Below are 23844 nucleotides of genomic sequence, written 5' to 3'. Positions count from 1 at the left end.
GTCCGTGAAAATGTAAACATCTTCACGGACTTTTTTGTAATAAGTCGTTATAATTGGACAGGTTATTTTAAACTATTCGTTCAATTAAAATTGGTATTTTAATGAAGTCATTACTTGTCTTGGTGCGATAGGATTAGCACTGTAGTTCTCGTGAACAGTATAATTCAATGTATTTGCAATGTTAGATAATTTGCATAATATTGAGATCTTTCTCCATGTGTATCCAGCAGAAACATCTACAGTCGTGTAACCATCGATAGGTACTTCACGGTCGTTGATAGAAGTTGCACCAGTAGCTGAATCAATTACTACTTGATTGTTCCATCCACCTACACGATTTCCTATATAATTAGCACTAGATCCTAAAGATAATCCTTTTAAAACTCCTGAAGGCAATGTGTAAAAGAAACTTAAATTAGCCGTATTTGATGGCGTTCTAGCCAAACGGTCTCCTTCAATAAAACTTCCGTTTAAACCTGAAGTTTTTGTATAACGCATGTCGTTGTAGCTGTATCCAGCAATAATGCTTAGTCCTTCCACAGGTTTAGCAGTAATATCCACTTCTACTCCTTTACTTTTTGTTGCGCCACTCAATACTTTAATACTTGAATCACTATTGAATGATCCGTCTGCTTTAAATTCTGCAGTTTGTGCAAGATTACTGTTTTCGATTTGGTACACAGTAACGTTTGTTGAAATTAGTCCACTCAAGAAATCTTTCTTAATACCTAATTCGTATTGGTCGATAACAGATGGCTTGATCACTTTTAAATCCACTGTCGTTCCTGAGTTAGGAGTGAATGAATTAGCATAACTAGCAAATAATGATAATTCAGTTGTTGGTTGGTACACTAAACCTACTTTTGGAGTAAACGCTTGATCAACACGATTTGCATCCTGTTTACTAGTAGATGGGGTAGTTGTAAGGTCTTGTGTGTTCACTTTTGCTTCTTGCCAAGACCAGCGTAATCCTGCTAAAACTTTAAACTTGTCTGTAAGTGAGATTAAATCTTGAGCATACACTCCAAAACGATTGGTATCTGTTTTTACGATTTTAGTTACATCGGCATCTGGAATTGCACCACCTTGATCAAAGTTGTCAAAGTCAAATATGTTTCCGCTACCGTAAGTAGCAGGTGTGAACTTGAAAGTATAAGCAGTGACATCAGCATTTTCAAAATCAACACCTGTAAAGATTTGGTGTTTGATACTTCCTGTAGTCACATTTCCTATAAAACTTAACTGCTCAGAGATAATTTGTTCTTGGTTTTTATTTTGCCCTAAAGGTCGGCTCCAATCACCATTTGCAGCTGGTTGCACTCTTTCTGTTCCCTTAGATGTTCTCGTATAATCTTGAAAAGAGGAGTTAAAGTTCAATTTCCAGTTAGCGTTAAAATCGTGGTTTATTAAAGCAGAAACACTACTTTGTTTTGTTTGCCCATTCGACCATGTTGCACCTAAATAGGTGTTTCTAGGTACATCTGCAGTTTCTTCACCTATAATCCCTGTACCAAAATCTGGTGTCCAATCATCATGAAGATAATCTCCTTGTAGTGTAATATCTGTTTTAGCATTTACTTTAAATAGTAACGAGGGATTTACATAGTAACGTTCTTTTTTAACGACATCTCTAAAACTTTCTGAATTCTCATAAGAACCAATAAAACGATACGCAATATTGTCATTTAAAGGACCATATATATCAATCGATGGTTTGTAAAAAGCGTAGCTTCCCATTTGCATACTAATTTCTCCACCACTTTCAAATGTTGGTTTTTTAGTAACCATATTTAAAATTCCTCCTGGAGCAACATTTCCAAATAAAAGAGCAGCACTTCCTTTAAGTAATTCAACGCGCTCTAATGAAGAAACCTCAGGAATCGAACCATTAGTAAAACGGAAGCCATTTTTAAACATATTGTTTGATGACATATCGTATCCTCTAGACCAAAAAGTCTCTTGAGAACCACCTCTAGCTGAACCTACATAAACACCATTGGCATTTTTTATCACGTCACTCAAACGAATAGCTTGTTGTTGTGTGATCACTTCACTACCAATAACTTGTACGCTTTGAGGAATATCCATTGGCTTCAAACCAGAGCGAACAGCATTAATTGTTCTTTTTTGTTGATTAGCTCTTACTAGTACTTCTTTCAACGATTCTCCTTTTTTATTTTTGATGGTGTCAAAAGGCGAATTCATTTGTTGAGTTACTGTTGGGGTATCGCTATAAGATGTTTTAGAAGATTGTGCTTTTACTGTTGACAAGCTAAGTAATGCAACTGTAGATAATATTAAAGCTTTCATTTTATTTAGATTTATTTAAAATAACTGCGCAAAAGTACGCGCTTTTTTGGATTGTACAAAGCTTATTTAGAATAATTAAACATAATATTTTTAACAAGCTATTTATGAACTTATTAATAGGAATTAGGTAAGGATAATTTGAAATGCTATTAGCGGTTTTAAGCATATTACTGGCATATATTCCGTGATATATAGCATCCTTTAATTTTAAAAAACTTTAACATACTTATTTAGACTAAATATCAATTAAGCTTGTATGTAAGCAAATAAGTGTTTAAATTTGCAGCATATTTATATTGAAAACATGGAGTGCATCAATCAAAGTAATGATTTATTGTTCGAAAATAAAAAAGGGTACAGTTACCAATGTGAACTGACCAATACTATTGTCGTTAATTTTGACGGAATAATTACTTCGTATAAAATTAGAGACTTTTTGATTTTTCAAAGAATGGTGAATAGTGTAAACGTATTAGATATGCTTTACAATCTCTCTGATGAAGGAGATTACAAATTAATTGAAGCTACTAAAAGAAACTTTTCAAAAGAGCTTACTATATGCGAAATCGTGCAACTTCGCGATTTGCTAAATGGTACTAAATTCACCCTTGTATTAAACTCAATGGTACTCGAGGTCTTAAGCGACACGGTTGTTTACTAAGTATTTAGCAGTTTTTTATTTATTTAGATTTAATTCAAATGTTAGCTAATTAAGAATTCTTTAGCTTCTTACGATAACAATAGCCGTATCTTTGATTTATCATCAAAAATTAAGCGCTATGAAAGATTTACTACGCACACATACTTCACTTCAAGAAGGAATAGAAAAATTATTAAACTTACAATCAAAAATAGAAAGTGATGCATCAGCTAAATATTTAGCAATGGCATCATGGTTAGATAGAAATGGTTTTGAAAATACTGCGGGTTACATGTACGACCAAGCAGAAGAAGAAAGAAGTCATTTCTTGAAAGTTTTTAAATATATTACTGATATGGGAGGGATAGCAATTACTCCTACAGTAAACGAAGTACAACAAGAATTTTCTTCTTTTAAAGAAGTTTTTGAAATCGCATTACAAAACGAAATCGCAGTTACACATGCTGTAAATAAAATTATTGCAAAATGTAGATTAGAAAACGATTATGCAACTGAGGAATTCATGATGTGGTACGTAAGAGAACAAAGAGAAGAAGAAATTAATGCACGAAGAGCATTAGAATTCTTTGAATTAATTGACGAAAATACAGCTGCAGGTAAATTTGAATTGGACAAGCAAATTGCCAAAATAGGAGCTACAGAAATATAATTAAAATGATAATATATTAAAGCCTTTACTGTTAAAGTAAAGGCTTTTTTGTTTTTAAATCAAACTACTTCTATTGATATTGACGTCTGCTTTTCTTTTTCCTTCCCCACCAAATCAATGTTCCAGTAACAGGTAGACTAGCGATTAATAAACTTATTAAGAATGCAAAAATCTTCCCGGCTAAGCCGAAGATTCCTCCAGTATGTATATCGTAATTCATTTTGAAAAGGCGGTCTGCAATTTTATCATTTTTTGTACGACCCCAAAGATGGTTCACTTCAACCTCCTGTAAAGTATATTGGTCAAAGTAGCGATAATCAGCAGTATGATACGTGTTTTTATTGTCATTAGCATTGGCTGCTATTGCGGCGCTATCTGTCTCTGGTGGATGAATTTCTATAGATTCTGCTTTAGGGTATTCCTTTAGCATTTTTAACCAAATCGCATCTAATGGAACTAACTCGAATTTAGTATCTGCTTTTTTTTGAGAAATAGGTTCTATGTACAATAGCGATTTTTCTCCTCCAAGAACGGTGTAATAAGAATACGCAAACCATTGAAATCCCCACACCAGTCCAGTTATTGCAAAGATCAGGGCTATGCTTAAAACGTAAAAACCAGTGACATTATGCATATCGTAATTTTTCCGTTTCCATTTCATCCCTTTTTTCCAGTTGAAAGAGAAGCGTTGTTTAGCGGCACTTTTATTTTTAGGGTACCATAAAATAAACCCTGAAATAATCAACAGTAAGAAAATTAATGTAGCAACTGCTACAACTACTTGGCCTATATCTTGAGGCAACCACAGATAGAAATGTCCGTCTAATATAAAATGAAAAAAACCTGTTTCATTGTTTACTGTTTTTAGAACGTTTCCTGTGTAAGGATTAAGATATGTGGTATAATAATATGTAGGTTGATAGTGATAGAAAATAGCTTCAACGGCCTCATTTTTACCATTGTATTTCAAGGCATGAATGTTTTTTGTAGGTAATTCCCGTTGAGCTATAGGCAGCAATTGACTTGGTGGTAAAAAAAGATTGTTTTCTTCCTTGACAAAACGGTAGTCCTCCGTATAATTAGAAATTTCTTGCTGAAAAGCATATACACAGCCCGTAGTTGCGATAATAAATACTATAATTCCTGATGGTAATCCTAACCACAAATGTAGTATGCCTACTATTTTTTTTAAATTTTTATTTTTCATCTTAAAAGAATAAAACTCCCCCTCTAGATGCTAGATGAGGAGTTTAGTGAAACAAATAAACAAAATCAACTAACTCAAAATTTGTACCCTACCGATAAACGAAAATTTGTTCCGGCTTCCGTCTGCCAGTAATACATGTCACTATAACCGTAATAACCTCCAGAGTATAAATATTTATCTAATATATTATTTACGGTTACATTCACAGTAACCTTATTTTTTTGGTAGGAGATTCCTCCATCAAGTCTAAAGTAATCTGGTAATCCTGGAGTGTCTCCCGTTGAAATATACCAAGGAGCTCTTTTCACTTGGTACTGGTATCCTAATGATAAACCAACACCGTTTAAAGTTCCTCTATCAACCTTATAATTTAACCATGCATTGTGAATATGCTTTGTTGTTCCGGGAACTTGTGTTCCTATAACTGATGCATCGGTATCTTTAGTTGTTTTACCTTCAGTAAAGGCATAATTCACAATCAAATCTAAGTTTTTAAAAACTTCACCTCTTATATCAACTTCAAGCCCTTTTGTACGTTGTTGCCCGCTTTCTCTGCTGTATTGCATCGCCCCAGTAGAATGTTCTGCATCATTTGTAAGTACATTGTTCTTTGTAATTTGATATACAGAAACAACTGAATTCCATTTTCCATTAAGCCAATCTCGTTTTAAACCAAATTCTATGTTACCACCGGTTTCAGGATTAAAAGACTTTCCTTCCCAGTCTGTACCATAATTTTCATTAAAAGATTGGTCGCTTACAAAATAAGCAGCTGTGTTTTTATTTATTGAATAACTCAATCCAACTCTTGGTGTGAATCGCTTATTTGATGTGGCTCCTGAATAATAATTAGCGGCCTTCAATAATGTGTATCTCCCTGCTAATGTTAATCGTAAAGTGTTTTCAAAAAAGCCAAGTTCGTCTTGAACATACAAAGCTTTGTAGTTGTTTTGATATTTAACACCACGATCTTCAAGACGCTGACTTCGATCAAAAATAGGAGAAACAGCAAGGTTACCATACACCGGATTATAGATGTCTAAATCAGGTAGTGGCGCTGTTTGTGAGAAATCATGGTAGAATGTTTTATCGCTTAAATCAAGACCAGATAGAATTTTATGACTGATTGCTCCTGTTTGAACTTCTCCATTTATAAAAGCTTGTCCAACATAAATTTTACCTAAAACATCCCAAACCGAGGCACCTCTTTTCAAGATTGCTGTATTTTCAGGATCAAAACCTGTTGGCCATAAAGACATGCCTTCTTGTTGGTAGTTTAAATACGAACCTTGTGCTGTAAATTTCCAGCGGTCGTTTATTTTATGATCGAGTATCGCTAAGATATTGCGCTCTGTCATATCAGTAGGATCTAAATTCGCTTCTGAAGTAGTGAAATTTCGGGATAAATCAGCATATCCTTCTTTCGAAAAAGAATAGTTGCTTCCTATGGCATTTACTTTCGAATATTGTTGTGTGTACTCTAACGTAACTGCAGTTTTATCAGAAAATAAATACTTCAATACCGGTGCGATTGTGTACCTGTCATTAAAGTCAAAATCACGATAGCTTTTCTTTTTTTCTGCCATTGCATTAAAGCGATACAACAATTTACCGTCTTTTGTCAATTTGCCATCGAGATCTAGTGTAGCTCGAAACATATCAAAACTTCCGTAGGTTAAACTTGCTTCTCCTTTATTACGTCCGCTAGGTTTTTTGGTGACAACATTGTAAAATCCACTCGGATTTCCGTTGGCAAGCATGAATCCTGCTGGGCCTTTTACAAACTCGATTCTTTCTACCATACTCATGTCCTCGGTAAGTGGTCCCCACGTTGAACTTATATTCATACCATTTCTAAAGGCTGCAACTTGGCTTCCACGCATAGTTATGTTGGCATAGTTGTCCCAATGTTCAACACGTGTCGCTCCACTTACATTACGAGTAACACCCTCAAGCATATTAAATATTTGTTGGTCATTGATCAACTTACCTGTTATCACCTGAATATTTTGTGGAATTTCATTTATAGGTGAATTTAAACGTAGCGACGATGAAACACGATTGGTTTTAAAAGCACTTTTATTACTCAAAATCACAACTTGATTTAATTCAGTGTTAGATAAAGATAACGTGATATCGACTGTTATAATTTTATTTTTTTCGACAATTACCTGTTGCTGATGATCCTGGCTACCCACTAGAGAAACAATTAGTGTATACGTTTCTGGACTTAAATCGTTTATTTCATAATAACCATCATTGTTAGTTACTGTTGTTCTGTTTTTCCCTTTTAGAGTGATAGTAACTCCTTCAGCGGGCGTTTGATTATTACTAAAAATGGTACCCTTAATTGCTGTTTCATGCTTTTGAGCTGTTGCAAATTGTATACAAAAGAGGCATAGACAAATAGCAAGAAAATAAGTTTGTATCTTTTTATAAATATAGAACATGATAAATTAAAATTAAATATTATTTAGAATCGTTAAGAATAATGCAAATGTATATTTTAATTTAACTTTAACAAAACTTATTTAGATTTAATAAAAATAAAATTTTTAGGAATCTCTATTTTAGGGGTTTATAGTCATAAAAAAAACCTTGCGGTCAGCAAGGTTTTAGATTAATATATTTGTAGGTTATTTAATTTTCTTCATTTCGTATTTCTCTGTACTAGCTTTTCCAGATTGGATACCAGATAATTCGGTTACTAGACTCCCTTTCTGATTTTGCGAATAGATAATTTTCTGGGGATAATCATTAGCTTTATTTTCAAATACAACTTTGTTTTCCTGATAATCTATCAGCATAAACGATATAGGTTTATCATTGTTCTGCCCTTTGATAATTGTAGTATAAGTTAAAATATCTCCTTTTTGTTTTAATTGAATTTTTTCAGAATGGATAGTGTCTTTAGCTTTAATAAAATAGGACTGTCCATTGTAAACACTGTCATTCTGCTTATCCCATAATTCTTTCAAGTGACCGTCTTGTGTACTCATTTCCCAGTTTCCAATGAGAAAACGAGCAGCTTTCATTTTTTCTTTTTCATTATTGCTGTCTTTCCCTGATTTGTTGCAGGCTATAAATGGTAAAATAAGTAAGAGTAAAGTAATTTTTTTAATCATAATGGCTTATTTGATTTTGGTTTGACTGTGACAAAATTAGCTAAAATAAATTCAATTTGTTTAAGTATCTGCAATCTGATTATTAAATGAATCCCATGCAATTTTATTGAAAAACTTAAAAACTATCTTTTAAAATCTGATGTACTAATTCTTTAGTAGCTTTTTGATCTTTTAATTTTTCTCTCACAACATCAAATGAAACTTTAAAATCGCAACCTTCTTTATATCCGCTACAACCGTATGCTGAGTTTCCTTTGATGATAGCGCCTTTTTTGCATTTAGGACAATGCAATGGAGCATTGTCTTGACTAGTTTTAGATGATACTATCGCAGTTTTCTTGGGTTCAAGAACTATTTTAAAAGCATCGTCGAAGCGCAGCAGACCTTCAACCGAATGACCATCGATTTTAAAATCTTTCAAGTTTACAGTTGATCCTTTTTGAAGCAATCTCAAATATTGATTTTCAGATATTTTCTTATCAGCAAATTCAAAAGGCAATTTAAAATCACAACCTACCTTATAATTGGCGCAGCCATAAGCCGACTTTCCTTTAATAATTGTGCCTTTTTTACATTGAGGACAAATCTCAGCAGTGATGCCTTGCGTTTTTTTCTTGACTGCTTTTTCCTCTTTCTTTTGGCTATTTTGTGAGTGTGAAATATTGGCATGCTTGGTTTCGCTACGTACTTCATAAACAAGAGCATCAACCATCTTTTTCATATTATTGATAAATGCAGCCGCGCTAAAAGTACCTTTTTCAATATCTTTCAATTGTTTTTCCCAGGAGCCCGTAAGCTCAGCCGATTTTACTAAGTCGTTTTGAATCGTATCGATCAATTGAATTCCGGTAGGAGTTGGTAGTACTTGTTTTTTATTTCGAATAATATATTGACGCTTAAAAAGTGTCTCAATAATATTAGCGCGAGTAGAAGGACGGCCTATACCATTCTCCTTCATGAGCTCACGCAAATCTTCATCGTCAACTTGCTTGCCCGCCGTTTCCATCGCGCGCAGTAAAGTTGCCTCAGTAAATTGATTGGGTGCCTTAGTTTCCTTTTCAAGAAATGAAGGTTGGTGTGGTCCCTTTTCCCCTTTTACAAATTCAGGTAGTAAATCAGGTTCCTTTTCTTTTGCATCTGGATTTTCAAAGACAATTTTCCAGCCTTTTTTAATGATAATTTTTCCAGTTGCTTTAAACAATACTTCTGCAGCCTGTCCCATAACGGTAGTATTTGCAACAGTACAGTCATCATAAAATACAGCAATAAAGCGTTTGGTAATGATATCGTACACCTGTTGCTGGTTGTATTGCAAGTTAGACTGAATGCCAGTGGGAATAATAGCGTGGTGATCTGTTACTTTTTTATCATTGAAAACCTTTGCTGATTTTTTTATTTTTTTTCCTAAAAGCGGTTCTGTTAGAGAGCTGTAATTGGTCAACTTTTGTAGAATTCCCGGTACTTTAGGGTAAATATCATTGGGTAAAAAAGTAGTATCTACTCTAGGGTAAGTAACTACTTTTTGTTCGTATAAGGTTTGTACTATTTTCAAAGTTTCATCTGCAGAAAAACCAAACTTAGTATTGCAATATACCTGCAATCCAGTAAGGTCAAATAGTTTAGGGGCATATTCATTTCCCTGCTTTTTTTCGATAGAGACAATTTCGAAATGACTTTCTTTAACTTTATTGGCTAATACTTCTCCATCTTCTTTTTTCAAAAAGCGGCCGTCTTCATAACTAAAAAGTGTTTCTCTATATAATGTTTGTAATTCCCAATACGGTTGCGGTTTAAAATTTTCTATTTCTTTCCAGCGATCCACAACCATAGCGAGCGTAGGTGTTTGCACTCTGCCAATTGACAAAACTTGCTTATAACCACCATGTTTTACAGTGTATAAACGGGTAGCATTCATGCCTAATAGCCAGTCACCTATAGCCCTAGAAAAACCTGCATAATATAAATTATCGTAATTTGCAGAGGGTTTTAAGTTGTCAAATCCTTCTCTAATGGCTTCTGTGGTAAGAGACGAAATCCATAATCGCTGCACCTCACCTTTGTACTTTGCTTCATTCATTACCCATCTCTGAATCAATTCACCTTCTTGTCCAGCATCCCCGCAATTAATTACTAGAGTAGCTTTATCAAATAATCCTTTTATAATTTTGAATTGCTTTTGGATACCTGAATTTTGAACAACCTTGGTTTCAAATTTTTCAGGGAGCATGGGTAAATTATTCAAATCCCAGCTTTTCCAGTAGGGTTTGTAGTCGTTTGGTTCTTTCAAGGTACACAAATGTCCAAAGGTGTAGGTCACCGCGTATCCATTGCCTTCATAATAGCCATCATGCTTAGTATTAGCTCCTAAAACGGATGCTATTTCTCGTGCTACACTTGGTTTCTCGGCAATACAGACCTTCATTTTATTACTATTTTTGAGGGTGCAAATTAGGGATTTAGAATTTGGTATTAAAAGGAAATCGCCATGAGTTTTAACGGTTAAAATTGTGAGGATTACATTTATTTTCGAATAATGAACTTTCCATCTAATTTGGTTTTTGGGTTTGCAGCCCTTCATTAAGTTTAAAACAGTAGTTTTTAAACTTAATTAAAAATAGCTACTAGATATAGGTTCGAACATTTCCCTAATCAATAATTATATATGGATTTTAGACTGTTTGTGGGTGGTAATAAAAGGGAGCTTTGATCAAGCTTAAGTAGAAAGAAATATTTGTAGACAAGTAGTAGAGAAACAAAAAAAACCGCTACACTACTGTAACGGTTTTTAAAATTAAGATGAATTAAAACCTTATTTTGGCATAACTACAGTGTCAATGGCGTGAATAACTCCATTAGAAGCAGCTACATCAGCAAGAATTACTGTTGAAGTTCCTCCATTTGCATCTGTCAACATCACTTTACCATCATTTAAGCTCAACACAATAGTTTCACCTTGTACAGTAGTTACACTATACTTTCCATTATTATCTTTTATAGCATCAAGTACGGCTGCCGAATCAAATTTTCCTGCAACTACATGATAAGTTAATACAGATTTTAATTTCTCTGCATTTTCTGGTTTCAATAAATTTTCAACCGTTCCTTCTGGAAGTTTTGCAAATGCTGCGTTGTTTGGTGCAAAAACTGTGAAAGGTCCTTCGCTACTCAAAGTTTCGACTAATTCAGCTGCTTTAACTGCAGCTACCAGAGTTGAAAAATCTTCATTTGAAGATGCTACACCAACAATATTTGGTGTATCCACGACAACAGTGTCCATTGCTACTTCAGTTGAGTCACCCATCTCGTTAGATTCTGCTCCTTTTTTTTCTCCGCAAGAAATTGCTACTATTCCTAATAGTGCTAGTGCGCTAATTTTTGTTACTAGTTTCATAATCATTATTTTATGTTAGAAAAGTTAATTAATTCAAATATAAACATTAAAAGCATTTGTTTAATCTTTTTAACATTTAATTAAACAAAATATTTTTTTTACATTTCTTAAAATTCGGAAACCCCAATGAAAAATTTTAATTTTTTCAATAATAATGTTTGCTAAAAAAGTACTCTACATTCTTCGATTAGGACAAGCATTCCCAAACTGCTAAGGTATAAGTCCAAAAGATTTACAAATACATTTAATACTCGTTGAGTCGATTTATTTTGACGAAAAAAAAAAGCCACGGTTTATAAAAACTATGGCTTTGCTGAAAAAATAAATGGTATTTGATTATTCTATAATTTCCTAACGCTTTTTCATGGCAACAAAAAACATAGTTGTTACTAGAGCAGTTAAAATGATACCAATCCAGTTTGATGTGGCCACTGCCATACCAAAACCAATTGTTGGGTCATAAAATAAATAAGAGAATATTACAGAAGTAATAAAGAAAGCCGGTGCTAAGGCAATCATGTAATGTGTTCGTTTTTGATATAAATACACAGCTCCTATCCATAAAGCAATAGCCGCAGTTACTTGATTTGCCCATGAAAAATATCTCCATAGCAATTGAAAGTCCATATTTGTTAAGATATACGAAATCACAAATAATGGAACTGCAACCATAAAACGATTCTTCAAAGCTTTTTGATCGATTTTAAGGTAATCAGCAATAATCATTCTAGCCGCTCTAAATGAGGTGTCACCCGAGGTAATAGGCAGCACAATTACACCAAGAACAGCAATTGTTCCCCCTACAGTTCCTAGAAATACAATAGCTATTTTATTTACTACAGCTGCAGGACCTCCATTTGCAAGTAAAATGCTCAAATCCTCTCCGTTCATTAAACTCATCGCTGCTGCTGCCCAGATCATGGCAATCACTGCTTCAAGAATCATCATTCCGTAAAATATTTTTCTTCCGTCTTTTTCGTTATCGATAGTACGCGAAATAATAGGAGATTGTGTAGCGTGAAATCCCGATAGGGCACCGCATGAAATCGTTAAGAAAATCACTGGATAATAGGGTAAGCCTTTTGGATGTAAATTCTCTAATGTTAGTTCAGGAATTGGATTACCATATATAAACATCCCTACACAAATTCCAACAGCACTTACAATAAGTAAAAATCCAAGTACGGGATATATTTTACCAATCACTTTATCAATAGGTAAAACGGTGGCAATGATATAATATATGAAAATGCAAAATACGATGATAGTTAGCACACTGCTGTCGTTACCTATTAATTCATTAATCATTTTTGCTGGTGCAGAAACAAATACAGTTCCAACTAACAACAATAGTAATAGGGTAAAGAAGTTTACTACATGACTAAAAGATTTTCCTAGAAATCGAGAGGCTAATGCTGGTAAATGAGCGCCGCCATAACGTAGCGAAATCATTCCGGTTAGGTAATCGTGAACGCCACCAGCAAAGATAGAACCAAAAACAATCCATAAAAAAGCAGAAGGACCGTACAGTGCTCCTAGAATAGGACCAAAAATAGGACCTACTCCTGCAATATTTAAAATTTGGATAAAAGCATTTTTACTACTATTCATGGGAACAAAATCAACACCATCGGCATGAGTATGCGCAGGGGTTATTTTATTAGCGTCAGATTTGAAAGTTTTGTCTACAAACTTTCCATAAGTCAGATAACCCAAAAGTAAAAGAATAAGGGCAACAATAAATGTAATCATAGCGGTGGTGTTAAATTGGTAAAATGATAATATTTTTTTAAATATAATGCTTTACCAATAATAAAATAACAATATTATTGTCTAATTCGTTTTTTGTGATTTTCATTGAGAATTACGGCTCAAATCCTGTTAAAAAACCGAAATCGTAATAGTAATTCCACTTTGCAAGCATTTATAAAAGCAGAATTAATGAATAGTTGCATTAAAAAAAAGGCAATGAGTAGAAAAATTTCACTCATTGCCTTTATGTAAAAACTTGTTTCTTAAAACGGTAGTGTTTTTAGTGTTCCTTACTGTAATTAGATTCAAAAATTCGGTATTTGAATAATCCAACCACAACGGCACCGCCAATACTGTTTCCTAATAATGCTAAAATCAAAAACCATAGATAGTCTAAAAAGCCAATTGATGGTGAAAATAAATAAGCCCCAAAAACTTCAATGTTTCCCACAATACTGTGGTGGAAACCACCAAAACCAATTACTGCCGTAATCATAAAGATTAGAAAAATACGTGTTAGCGAATTTTTGGCACTATTTAAAAGCCAATTTAGCAAACCCATGAGCCAGCCCGCAGCAATTGCGCTTAAAAACAGCACCCAGCCTTCATGATCCAAGACGTGACTGCCTATAGTAACCATCGTTTCCTGGGTGAATAAATTAAGATGAGGAGCAAGTACACTAATGAAAATCGCAAACAACATCCCTCCAACAACATTTCCTAGGATAACTAGTCCCCAAATACGAAGTAGTTCACTAATCTTGCGCTGCCCATTTAATACGGGAAGTGTCAAAACCGATGTTTGCTCTGTAAACAAAGCCGACTTCCCAAGAATAACTAATATGAAACCTACCGGATAAACAAAACTAAAAAGTTTAAAAATAGTACTTTCTTCTACCTTGCCTTGTAATAAATGATGTAACGCACAAAGCAGCATATAACTAAAACCAATCTCGAGACCGGCAATAATTGCACTAAGTGTAATCGCTCTATTTTTTATTTTAAAAATCTCTTCTCCCTCATGGATTACGCGACTTATAATATCTCGGTATTCATTGACACCGTCGACCTCCTTTGAAGTTTCTTCTAACTCCTCTTGATATTTTTCTTGCTCTTTTTCTTCAGATTTCATAAAGACTTTTTTGTTACCATTCTCTCATCTAAAAATAAGTTTTGTATCCTATTTATTAGTAGCAGAACTACTGTGAATGTAAAAGACCATCTGTCCTGCTGTACGCTGTATTCCCGCTAAGTAAACTACGGCAAAAATACCTTGTTTACCACTCCGGGCGATGCCACAGCCATCAGGGCTAGGGGAGTCTGTTTTTATTTTATAATTAAATATAAAGAGAACTGTTAGTTAGTCGTTCTCGTCAACAAGTAATTTTAGGGAATTGATATAATCAGTATCAAATTCGATTACTCTTACTTTACTATGCTTAAAACTCATTACACCTTCAAATTCACCCTCCGGACTTAAAAAATCCATCACCAACTCTTTATCTGTGAATTCCATTAATTTTCCTAGATAAACCGCCTTGTCTGATTTTTTGGCAACTTGAAAGATTTGGTATTTATTCGCCAGAAAATTAATGATTGACTCTAAATTAGTCAAAGGAATAATTTCTTCAGCGCTAGTTTTAAGGCCTTTTAATTTGATGACTTTTTCTGTGAACTCATGATCTTTATCTTGAATAATTGCTTTAATATTTTTGTTTTTTAAAATAGTAAAACCATCAATAATAAAGTCCACCGGATTATTTTTTAAAAGTATCCAGTCTTCCGTCCAGTCAATTAAAAAACCGGTAAAAATGTCTTTTTTATCTTCAAACTCAATCGAAATCAATTGACGTAAATATTTTTCCATAATGTGATGCCGCTTTAATGAACAGATTTTATAACTGTTCTCAATATTTTTTTAAAGTCTCAATTTAAGAATATAATTGATAGTAACAAATTTAATTGCAATAGCTGATAAAAGAGTAAAAGCATCTTAATGTTACTAATTATAGGCAGAATATTGAAAACCTAAATCAAAATATTTAAGTCGCTGAAACACAAAAATGCTGATAAGCTTTGATTTAGCAACCCAAGAATCAAATAGAAAAAATGGTTAATACACTAGTTTTATCAAATTTGAAAACTTTTTGAATTTAAATGGTCACTCAATCGAATTTCCGATGCAATGATGATTGATTACTCACTCGAACAATATTGTCACTCTGAAAGAGTTTTAGCAAAGTAACTCGACAAAGAAAAGATCATTAAGTAAATGGACGTAATACTACTAGTCAATCTTGTCACTCTGAAAGAGTCTTAGTCAAGTAACTCGACAGAGCAAAGTGCACAAATACTCGACAATGCACTCCAATCTTGCCACTCTGAAAGAGTCTTAGCAAAGTAGCCCGACAAAGCAAATTCTACAAAGACTTCAGCCGGAAATTAAACCCATGTTCATCCGATTTTTTTCAAATTCAAGTAAGTTGGTATGTAAGGAATTTAACATAATAAACCATAAAGCTTCTTACTTCATCGGGATTCTAGCTGTGTTAGCTTCTTAGGTGAGACGCTTTCAGCGTGACAATATTGAGGAGCTTTTTGAGAGAAATAGTTTTAGCATTGTTTTATACTTAATACTTTACAAAGTATAATCGTCGAATTTTTTCAAGATAACGATTTCTAGTGTTTTTTAAGAAATGTCAATGAGTAACAGGAATTACTTCTCACAATTTATGAATTACCAATCTTGTCACTCTGAAAGAGTCTCAGCAAAGTAACTCAACATAGCAAAGTACACCAATACTAGACAATGCACTCCAATTTTGTCACTCTGAAAGAGTCTTAGCAGAGTAACTCGACAAAGACTTCAAATTAGCGTTACACTAAGAATCATCCGAGCTTTTTTAAAATTCAAGTTCAAAAAATACTGTAGGGCAAAATGATTAATAAAATAAACCAAAAAGCTTCTACCATCGCAAGGATTCTAGCTGTGTTAGCTTCTTACGTGAGACGCTTTAAGCGTGACAATATTGAGCTGATTTTTATTAGTAAACGAATCTTTTATTTTGTAACACCGCAATACCGCGTGAAGGATAGTAGTGAAAATCCTTTTTATTATGCAGCGATAGCGGAATCATAAAAAGATTGTAGCGAATAGCCTGACTGCCTTTTTTTGGCAGGCACGCCCTAAAGAATTTGAGTTTTTAAATAGGCAATTTTTAGTTGGATTTTAAGCTATGAAAAGTAGGAGATGTAATGGTGAAATTTTAAACAAAAATTTCGTAATTTTGCACTCCAAATAAAGGACTAAGATTATGTTAGATAGACTTCAAATAGTAAAACAACGTTTCGATGAGATTTCGGATTTGATTATTCAGCCGGATGTTATCTCTGATCAAAAGCGTTATGTGCAGTTGAATAAAGAGTACAAAGACTTGAAAGCATTGGCTGAGAAAAGAGATGAATATGTTCTTTTAATGGCAAATATTGAAGAAGCAAATGAAATTATAGCTGATAATAGTGATGCTGATATGACCGAAATGGCCAAGATGCAACTAGAGGAAGCAAAGGATAGATTACCAGAATTAGAGGAAGAAATCAAATTCATGTTGATTCCTAAAGATCCAGAAGATGCTAAGAATGTCATGGTGGAAATTCGTGCCGGAACGGGTGGGGATGAAGCGAGTATATTTGCAGGAGATCTTTTCCGTATGTACACTAAATATTGTGAAAATAGAGGTTGGAGAACTTCTGTGGTTGACATGAATGAAGGTACATCTGGTGGATTTAAAGAGGTGATCTTTGAGGTTACTGGTGAGGATGTTTATGGTACTTTAAAGTTTGAGGCGGGTGTTCACCGTGTGCAACGCGTACCGCAAACAGAAACACAAGGACGTGTGCATACTTCTGCAGCGACCGTGATGGTTTTGCCAGAGGCTGAGGAATTTGACGTGCAAATTGATATGAACGATGTACGTGTAGATTTCTTTTGTTCGTCAGGACCTGGTGGGCAATCAGTAAATACAACCAAATCAGCAGTACGTTTAACGCACGTTCCTACGGGATTAGTGGCGCAATGTCAGGATCAAAAATCACAACACAAGAATAAAGATAAGGCATTTATTGTATTGCGTTCTCGTTTATACGAACAAGAATTAGCTAAGAAACAGGCCGAAGATGCCAGCACGCGTACCTCTCAAGTGAGTTCAGGTGACCGTTCGGCTAAGATTCGTACTTACAATTACGCTCAAGGTCGTGTGACGGATCACCGTGTAGGTTTGACTTTATATGATCTAGGGAATATCATGAATGGAGATATCCAGAAAATTGTCGAGGAGCTTGCTCTTGTAAACAATATGGAAAAACTAAAGGAAGCTAGTGAAGTTTTCTAAATATTAAGCCTCATTTATTGAGGCTTTTTTTTGGAGCTATTTCCCGCTTTCTCCTTTATCTCTTCGTTGCACTACGAGGATATCGGTTCAATCGGGGCTAAAAAACAATTGTATATAAAAGAACGTAGCGAAATTTGCGATACATTTTGTAAAATTCGCTTTTAAATAGACAACATGACTACAGACCAACTAATCAGCCAAATCAAACTTAAAAAATCATTTCTAGCCGTTGGTTTAGACGTTGATTTAGATAAAATCCCACCGCATTTATTGCAACTTGAAGATCCCATTTTTGAGTTTAATAAAGTGATTATTGATGCGACCCACGATTTATGTGTGGCATACAAACCCAATATCGCCTTTTTTGAAGCCTACGGAATTAAGGGTTGGATGGCACTCCAAAAAACAATTAATTACATCAACGACAACTACCCTGATATTTTTACAATTGCCGATGCTAAACGTGGTGATATAGGAAATACGTCGTCGATGTATGCTAAAGCTTTTTTTGAAGATTTAAATTTTGACAGTATAACAGTAGCACCTTATATGGGGAAAGATTCTGTAGAACCATTTTTGGCTTTCGAAAATAAACATACAATCATGCTGGCACTAACTTCTAACGAAGGGGCTTTTGATTTTCAAACATTAGAGGTAAACGGAAAAGAACTTTATAAGCAAGTATTAGAAACATCTAAATCGTGGAAAAATAGTAAAAACCTGATGTATGTTGTAGGAGCAACAAAGGCGGAGTATTTTACGGAAGTCCGCAAAATCGTTCCAGATAGTTTTTTACTAGTTCCAGGTGTAGGTGCGCAAGGTGGTAGTTTAGCTGAAGTATGTAAATACGGAATGAACGATAATATCGGTTTGCTAATTAATTCTTCTAGAGCCATTATCTATGCATCAAAAGATACAGATTTTGCCGAAAAAGCAAGAGCAGAGGCTTTGAAAATGCAAAAGGAAATGAGCGGAATTGTTAGTTTAAAGTTGACTTAGATAGTCTGTGATTTGTTTAAAGTTTAAGGTTGATGCTGATTGTGCTTAAATTGTTTCAGGTTTAAAGTTGATGCTGATTGTGCTTAAATTGTTTCGGGTTTAAAGTTTCAGGTTTAAAGTTTCAGGTTTAAGGTTGATGCATATTGTGCGTAAAATGTTTCAGGTTTAGAGTTTAAGGTTTAAGGTTGGCTTTACTTGGTTAAAAAATTGTTTAAAATTGACTTTGATTATCTCAAGCGATATATATAAGTAAAATATTATTTTTTCAACCACAACATATTTAAACACAAATTCGGATTCTAGACATTTTGCAAGCACTGCACAGTCTAACTTTAAACTTTAAACAAGGAAAACTTGAAACTAATTATCTACCACTGCACAGTTTAACCTTAAACTTTAAACAAGGAAAACTTGAAACTAATTCTCTAACTTGAAACTAATTTTCTTACTTTAAATAAAAAAACTTGAAAACACTTTCTTTAAAAGATCAAATAGGTACGGAACATATTTTTGAAGCCTCGCCTCAACGAATCATCTCTCTTGTGCCTTCGCAAACAGAGTTACTTTATGATTTAGGTCTGGAGGCAAAGATTGTGGGGATTACCAAATTTTGTGTGCATCCTTATCATTTTAAGTCAACTATAAAAAGTGTTGGTGGTACTAAAAAAGTTAATTATCGAAAAATAAAAGAGCTACAGCCCGACATTATTATTTGTAATAAAGAGGAGAACACACTAGAAATGGTGGAGCGCTTGCGCGAAATTTGTCCAGTATGGGTTACTGATATTGTTACTGTAGAAGATAATTTCCAAATGATAAAGGATTTTGGTCAGCTTTTTAATGCAAGAACAGAAGCTAGAAAATGGAACGACAAATTAACCTTTGCTTTAAGTGATTTCAAAAAATTTATTAATGATATTCCAGTTAAGAGGGTAGCTTATTTTATATGGAAAAAGCCATATATGGTAGCCGGTTCTAATAATTTTATAAATGAATTATTAAAGCTAAATCATTTTGAAAATATTTACAGCACGAAGGGACGCTATCCCGAAGTAGCGATTGAAGATATCGTTGCTGAAGGGGATCCAGATTATATATTTCTATCTTCGGAACCTTATCCTTTTAAAAAAGAGGATGGATATGAGATAAGTAATTACACTGAAAATACACAAACTGTGCTTGTTGATGGGGAGATGTTTTCTTGGTATGGTAGCAGATTGTTAAAAGCTTTTGTTTATTTCAAAATGTTACATTCGAATTTAGGGAAATAATTCTTCGTGTTTTTTTAATTCGTATAACGTTTAGTTATCTATAAAGCGTTTTTCTTTTTTTCTTGATAAAAAAAGAAACAAAAAAATCAAGTCAGTACGTTCTCGTCGGTCGAACTGGTTTTAGACCACTAAAATAAAAGAACACTCCGCCGCGGGGGATCAAACAGCTTTTCTTTTTATGTGTTTTTCAAACATTCGACGCCCGACTGCGGCAGTAAAGACTTCTGTATTATGCAAAGAAAAACCCCTTTAAAACTAAGAGTGCTTAGTTTTAAAGGGGTTTGAAAATTGTGTTATTTTTACTTTAGAATAAAAATTCCAAAGTGGTGTAAAATGTTCTTTTGTCTGATGGTATAATTCCAGGTCCTGGATAGCCAGTAGCTCTACGAGTAAAATAACTGTTGTTTGTAAAATTGGTTACACCGGTTTCTAATTTCCAGTTTTTCCATTTGTAAGAGCAAGAAATATCTGCTACGTAATAAGAAGGGATTGTTCCTGAAATTCCAGTTGAAACATTATTTGAACTGTTGCTACTTGCGCTTGACAATTGCGATGAGATATAGGTAAACTGAACACTTGAAAGGAAGTTTTTATATCCAACACTTGTTCCTGTTTTGAGATTATATAACGGAACAAATTCTACTTTGTATCCCTTTTTAATAGTAGGGATATCAGATTTTAAATAACTTGAACCTGTTATGGCAGAATTTGTAAATACATTCCAACTGAAATTTTCATTGTACTCAAAGTATGTTTTAGCAATATTCCAGTCTAGTAAGGTTTCAAAACCATAGGTTAGTGCAGTACCTGTATTGGCTCTAATTTTTACTATTTGATTAGAAGAGTTCGTACTGTCGTAATCACCAATTTTATCATTGTAATAGAGTCCGAAAATGCTTGTGTCAAATGTTAGTTTGTTATTAATATGACCTCTTACACCAATATCAGAAGTGTATCCTTTTTCGTCAGTAATATTTTCATCAATTTGTTGACTTGGATTTACTGTACGAATATCACTAAAAGTTACTGAACGATAATTTTGAGATACATTTCCGTAAAATTCAATTCCGTTTTTAGGTTTATAGCTTAATCCAACTCCAAGTAGTAGTAGATTTCGATCTTTTATATTGTTCTCAGTTTGAGTTTCGTCAAAAATAACATTGTTAGCTAAGTCACGATTAATCACTCTATAACTTCCATCAGCTTGTGTTTTGATTTTCTCTATTCTGAAGCCAGGCGTAATAGTAAAAGTATTGCTAAGCTTAAAGATGTTCTCACCAAAAAGAGCTAAATTCAAATTTGGAAATGTAAAATCAGACTGGTTTTTATAGAATGGAAATTCGTCGATTGCGATATTAAAATTAGCATCGCTACCTGAGCTTCCAGGACCCTGTTGTTGAGTATTATTAGATTGATAATATTTTGCTCCAATTAAAAAAGCACTTTTTTGTTTACCAATATAATATTGTTTTAGATAACGGGCTTCGGCACCCCAGTTCACAAAATCTCCAAGGATTAAGTCACGCTCTCCCATAGGATCTGGTGTGGTGATTCGATTGTCTCTAAATCCTAGTGCTTTTCTACTTGCGTCTAATCCAAACAATTGCAATGAGAAGGTATTGTCCTCATTAAATTTATGCTTTAAACGCAATGCAAATAAATTCCAGTCAACTGCAAACCAGTTTCTAGTGCGATTACTTTGTCTAGGATTCTCTTCAAACATAGCATCTGTTAAACCTCCAGCTTGCTGTGCTAGGTAGTTATAATAGGTATAATCAAAATGTAAAGATGTTTTTTCGTTAAATTTGTAATTTAAGTTTGCAAAATAATTTTTACTCTCAAAATCTGAATTGGGCCTATATCCATCTCCTTTTTTATAATTGAAGAAAGTGTAGTAACTAAATTTACCGTTTGTACCGCTTAATGAAGTGAAATTAGTATACAAGCCATAAGAGCCTAAAGTATTTCGGGTGATAAATTCAAAAGGCTTTGTAGTAGGTGTTTTTATCTTAAAATTAATCAAACCTCCAAACTGTGTACCATATTGCAATGACGCAGCACCACGTATAATCTGGATTTCTTCTAATGCTTCAGTAGGTGTAGCATAGTAACTTTCAGGATAGCCTAGAACGTCAGCACTAATGTCATAACCATTCTGGCGAGTATTGAAGTTAGCTGTTCGGTTAGGGTCTAATCCGCGACCACCAATGCTTAATTGCAAACCACCATCTGAACTTTCGTTAATGGTCAAACCCACAACCTGAGCAAATACTTGGCGGGCATTATTCGTTGCTTTATTAGCCGTTAATTTACTTATGTTGACAACCTCTGTTTTTTTACCTGCGTATATTGCTGTTTCTTCAATGTCTTTTAACTTATATATCGCAGATAGTTTTTGGTTTTGCTTCTTAATAATTACCTCTGTTAGATTATTAATTTTATTCAAAACGATTTTGATAGCGCTGCCCGTTGAGATACCGCTTTGCTCTACAATACTGTAACCTTCTTTAAAAAAAACAAAATCAAAACTTGCTGATGTTTTTTCGTTTATTTCGAATACTCCAGCTGTGTCGGTAAAAATTTTGGTATTGGTAGACTTGTTGTATACTTCAACACCAGCTAATTTTTTTCCGTTTCCATCTGTAACCGTTCCCGAAATTTTATTTTGAGCAAAGCTTAGTAATGGCAACAGCAAGAAAAGAGCGAGTTTAAAATCCTTTAATAGTGTCATTAAAAGGGAGTATCCAGGTTTTGTGTTTGAAACTTTCATTTTCGTTAGCTAAATTTATTTTTGAATCTATATATTTTTGGCTTAATCTTCCGTTTAAAGCTACGTAGCTTTCTACATAAACTTCGGGTGCATTAATGCCTTGATTGAGGTAGTAATTGTGTAAGTAATGGGCATACTCTAAAATGAAATCGGGCTGAAATGCCATTTGTTTTTCTTGAAATTTCGTCAAGAAATGGCTATTATTTACTCTAATTTCTTTTTTGGTGATAGCATCTATAACTGTAAAAGTGGTATATCCTGCCTTTTCCATAAGCATAACACGCCATGAAAAGCGAAAACCTTCCTCGGTCCAAAAGAGTTCGTTAGGGTAACAAACGTACCTAAACGGGAATAGCAACTGAAACAATACAAAAACACTAATAAAATTAATTTTAGCTTTATATAACATCGTAGGATTGACTTGTTTTTCCTTTCCGTTTTCGAAAATAGTGATGCTTCTTGAAGCTATTCTTGAAATGAGATTTAATACTTTTTTATGAAAGCTGGTATCAAAAAAGATTAATGAACTGATAATCATTACATAAGGAAAAACTCCTATAGGGAATAATATTTTAGTTAAAATGTGGAACACCACAACTAAAATAAAACCAAATAGTCTCGTTCTTTTATAAAGTAGTAAAAATACAATTGCAAGATCATAAATCATTCCTGTCCAGCTAAATGCATAATGAACCCAATTCTCATTTAAAAAGCTACCTATTAAAGGTAGGTTTGAATTATTAGGCAACCAAATTTTGAGAGGCATTGCCTCTATAAGCCAATCAGAATTTATTTTGGCTAAGCCTGCATAAAAATAAACCAGCGCAAGCAGTAACTTGAGAATATCAATATTCCAGGACGGAATTTTTTCGAATCTTAATTTTTCATCTTTATATGCATCAACTGAATAATAGCAATTTGCAGGTAGGAATAAAAAAGTAAAACTGATAAGTGTAATAAAATAGTAATGGTTTAAATAGGTCGTTTTATCCATTAACTCAATGTAAGTAAAACTCAAAAAAAAAGTTAGGATGGCCCATTTGTATTTGTACCCTATAGCGACAAAAAAAGCCGCAAGTCCAGCAATGACAAACAAGAGATAGGTATAGTTGCCAATAGGTTTGACCCATTCAAAACCATAGTAAGTAAAGTGGAATTCAGGGGTGATATAAAACTTTTTAATCCAGCCATAACTGGCAAAACGGATCAAACTCAATAGCATCATTAAACCAAACGCTAGCCTATAAAAGGCTAGCGTCGCGGCTGAACTATGTTGTTTTAAATAATTTTGTATCATTGAGAGTAAGATGCTATTTGT

General features: G+C 33.9%; 16 protein-coding genes. 5 read left to right on the top strand and 11 right to left on the bottom strand.

What is annotated here, in order from left to right:
* Positions 1-84 precede the first annotated feature (84 nt).
* Entirely contained in the window at positions 85-2310 is a 2226-nt protein-coding gene (locus tag H603_RS0100520; protein WP_026706750.1) for a TonB-dependent siderophore receptor, read from the bottom strand.
* 304 nt (positions 2311-2614) lie between these two features.
* Here H603_RS0100520 and H603_RS0100515 point away from each other — a divergent pair, with 304 nt between their 5' ends.
* Both H603_RS0100515 and H603_RS0100510 read left to right on the top strand, forming a co-directional pair.
* Positions 2615-2971 carry a hypothetical protein gene (locus H603_RS0100515; protein ID WP_026706749.1) on the top strand — a complete coding sequence of 119 codons (357 nt, stop codon included), beginning with the start codon at positions 2615-2617 and terminating at the stop codon, positions 2969-2971.
* Positions 2972-3089: 118 nt separating this feature from the next.
* Positions 3090-3620: a ferritin gene (locus H603_RS0100510; protein WP_026706748.1), complete on the top strand. Its 531-nt coding sequence runs from the start codon at positions 3090-3092 to the stop codon at positions 3618-3620.
* A gap of 70 nt (positions 3621-3690) precedes the next feature.
* Here the strand turns inward: H603_RS0100510 and H603_RS0100505 are convergent, their stop codons facing one another.
* The 8 genes from H603_RS0100505 to H603_RS0100470 all read right to left on the bottom strand — a co-directional run bounded on the left by H603_RS0100505 (position 3691) and on the right by H603_RS0100470 (position 14962).
* A complete protein-coding gene (locus H603_RS0100505; RefSeq protein WP_026706747.1) occupies positions 3691-4827 on the bottom strand; it encodes a PepSY-associated TM helix domain-containing protein in 1137 nt (378 codons plus the stop codon).
* Positions 4828-4901: 74 nt separating this feature from the next.
* Positions 4902-7277, bottom strand: coding sequence for a TonB-dependent receptor (locus H603_RS0100500; protein WP_035675100.1), 2376 nt, complete (start codon positions 7275-7277; stop codon positions 4902-4904).
* Between the two features lie 186 nt (positions 7278-7463).
* A complete protein-coding gene (locus H603_RS0100495; protein WP_026706745.1) occupies positions 7464-7952 on the bottom strand; it encodes a DUF6265 family protein in 489 nt (162 codons plus the stop codon).
* Between the two features lie 115 nt (positions 7953-8067).
* Positions 8068-10374: a DNA topoisomerase 3 gene (locus H603_RS0100490; RefSeq protein WP_026706744.1), complete on the bottom strand. Its 2307-nt coding sequence runs from the start codon at positions 10372-10374 to the stop codon at positions 8068-8070.
* A 387-nt stretch (positions 10375-10761) separates the two neighbouring features.
* A complete protein-coding gene (locus tag H603_RS0100485; RefSeq protein WP_026706743.1) occupies positions 10762-11343 on the bottom strand; it encodes a fasciclin domain-containing protein in 582 nt (193 codons plus the stop codon).
* Positions 11344-11694: 351 nt separating this feature from the next.
* Complete coding sequence (locus H603_RS0100480; RefSeq protein ID WP_026706742.1) at positions 11695-13095, bottom strand: carbon starvation CstA family protein; 1401 nt, start codon at positions 13093-13095, stop codon at positions 11695-11697.
* A 280-nt stretch (positions 13096-13375) separates the two neighbouring features.
* Positions 13376-14227: a formate/nitrite transporter family protein gene (locus tag H603_RS0100475; RefSeq protein WP_026706741.1), complete on the bottom strand. Its 852-nt coding sequence runs from the start codon at positions 14225-14227 to the stop codon at positions 13376-13378.
* Between the two features lie 228 nt (positions 14228-14455).
* Entirely contained in the window at positions 14456-14962 is a 507-nt protein-coding gene (locus tag H603_RS0100470) for a hypothetical protein (protein ID WP_026706740.1), read from the bottom strand.
* Between the two features lie 1447 nt (positions 14963-16409).
* Here H603_RS0100470 and prfA point away from each other — a divergent pair.
* From prfA to H603_RS0100450, 3 genes are all read left to right on the top strand, one after another.
* Positions 16410-17486: a peptide chain release factor 1 gene (gene prfA, locus H603_RS0100460; RefSeq protein WP_026706738.1), complete on the top strand. Its 1077-nt coding sequence runs from the start codon at positions 16410-16412 to the stop codon at positions 17484-17486.
* A gap of 174 nt (positions 17487-17660) precedes the next feature.
* Positions 17661-18485 carry an orotidine-5'-phosphate decarboxylase gene (gene pyrF / locus H603_RS0100455; protein ID WP_026706737.1) on the top strand — a complete coding sequence of 275 codons (825 nt, stop codon included), beginning with the start codon at positions 17661-17663 and terminating at the stop codon, positions 18483-18485.
* Between the two features lie 464 nt (positions 18486-18949).
* The gene (locus H603_RS0100450; RefSeq protein WP_026706736.1) at positions 18950-19756 is read left to right on the top strand and encodes an ABC transporter substrate-binding protein; all 807 of its coding nucleotides are present in this window, start codon (positions 18950-18952) and stop codon (positions 19754-19756) included.
* Positions 19757-20060: 304 nt separating this feature from the next.
* Here the strand turns inward: H603_RS0100450 and H603_RS0100445 are convergent, their stop codons facing one another.
* Both H603_RS0100445 and H603_RS0100440 read right to left on the bottom strand, forming a co-directional pair.
* On the bottom strand, positions 20061-22526 hold the full coding sequence (locus H603_RS0100445) for a TonB-dependent receptor domain-containing protein (RefSeq protein ID WP_245576068.1): 2466 nt from the start codon (positions 22524-22526) through the stop codon (positions 20061-20063).
* Positions 22465-23823: an HTTM domain-containing protein gene (locus H603_RS0100440; RefSeq protein WP_035675096.1), complete on the bottom strand. Its 1359-nt coding sequence runs from the start codon at positions 23821-23823 to the stop codon at positions 22465-22467. Before H603_RS0100440 ends, H603_RS0100445 begins: the two co-directional genes overlap by 62 nt.
* Positions 23824-23844: the final 21 nt, after the last annotated feature.

The organism is Flavobacterium frigidarium DSM 17623 (assembly GCF_000425505.1).
In the GTDB taxonomy this organism is placed as follows: Bacteria; Bacteroidota; Bacteroidia; order Flavobacteriales; family Flavobacteriaceae; genus Flavobacterium; species Flavobacterium frigidarium.
Note: the sequence above shows the minus strand (reverse complement) of the source record. Positions and strands in the feature narration are given on the sequence as shown.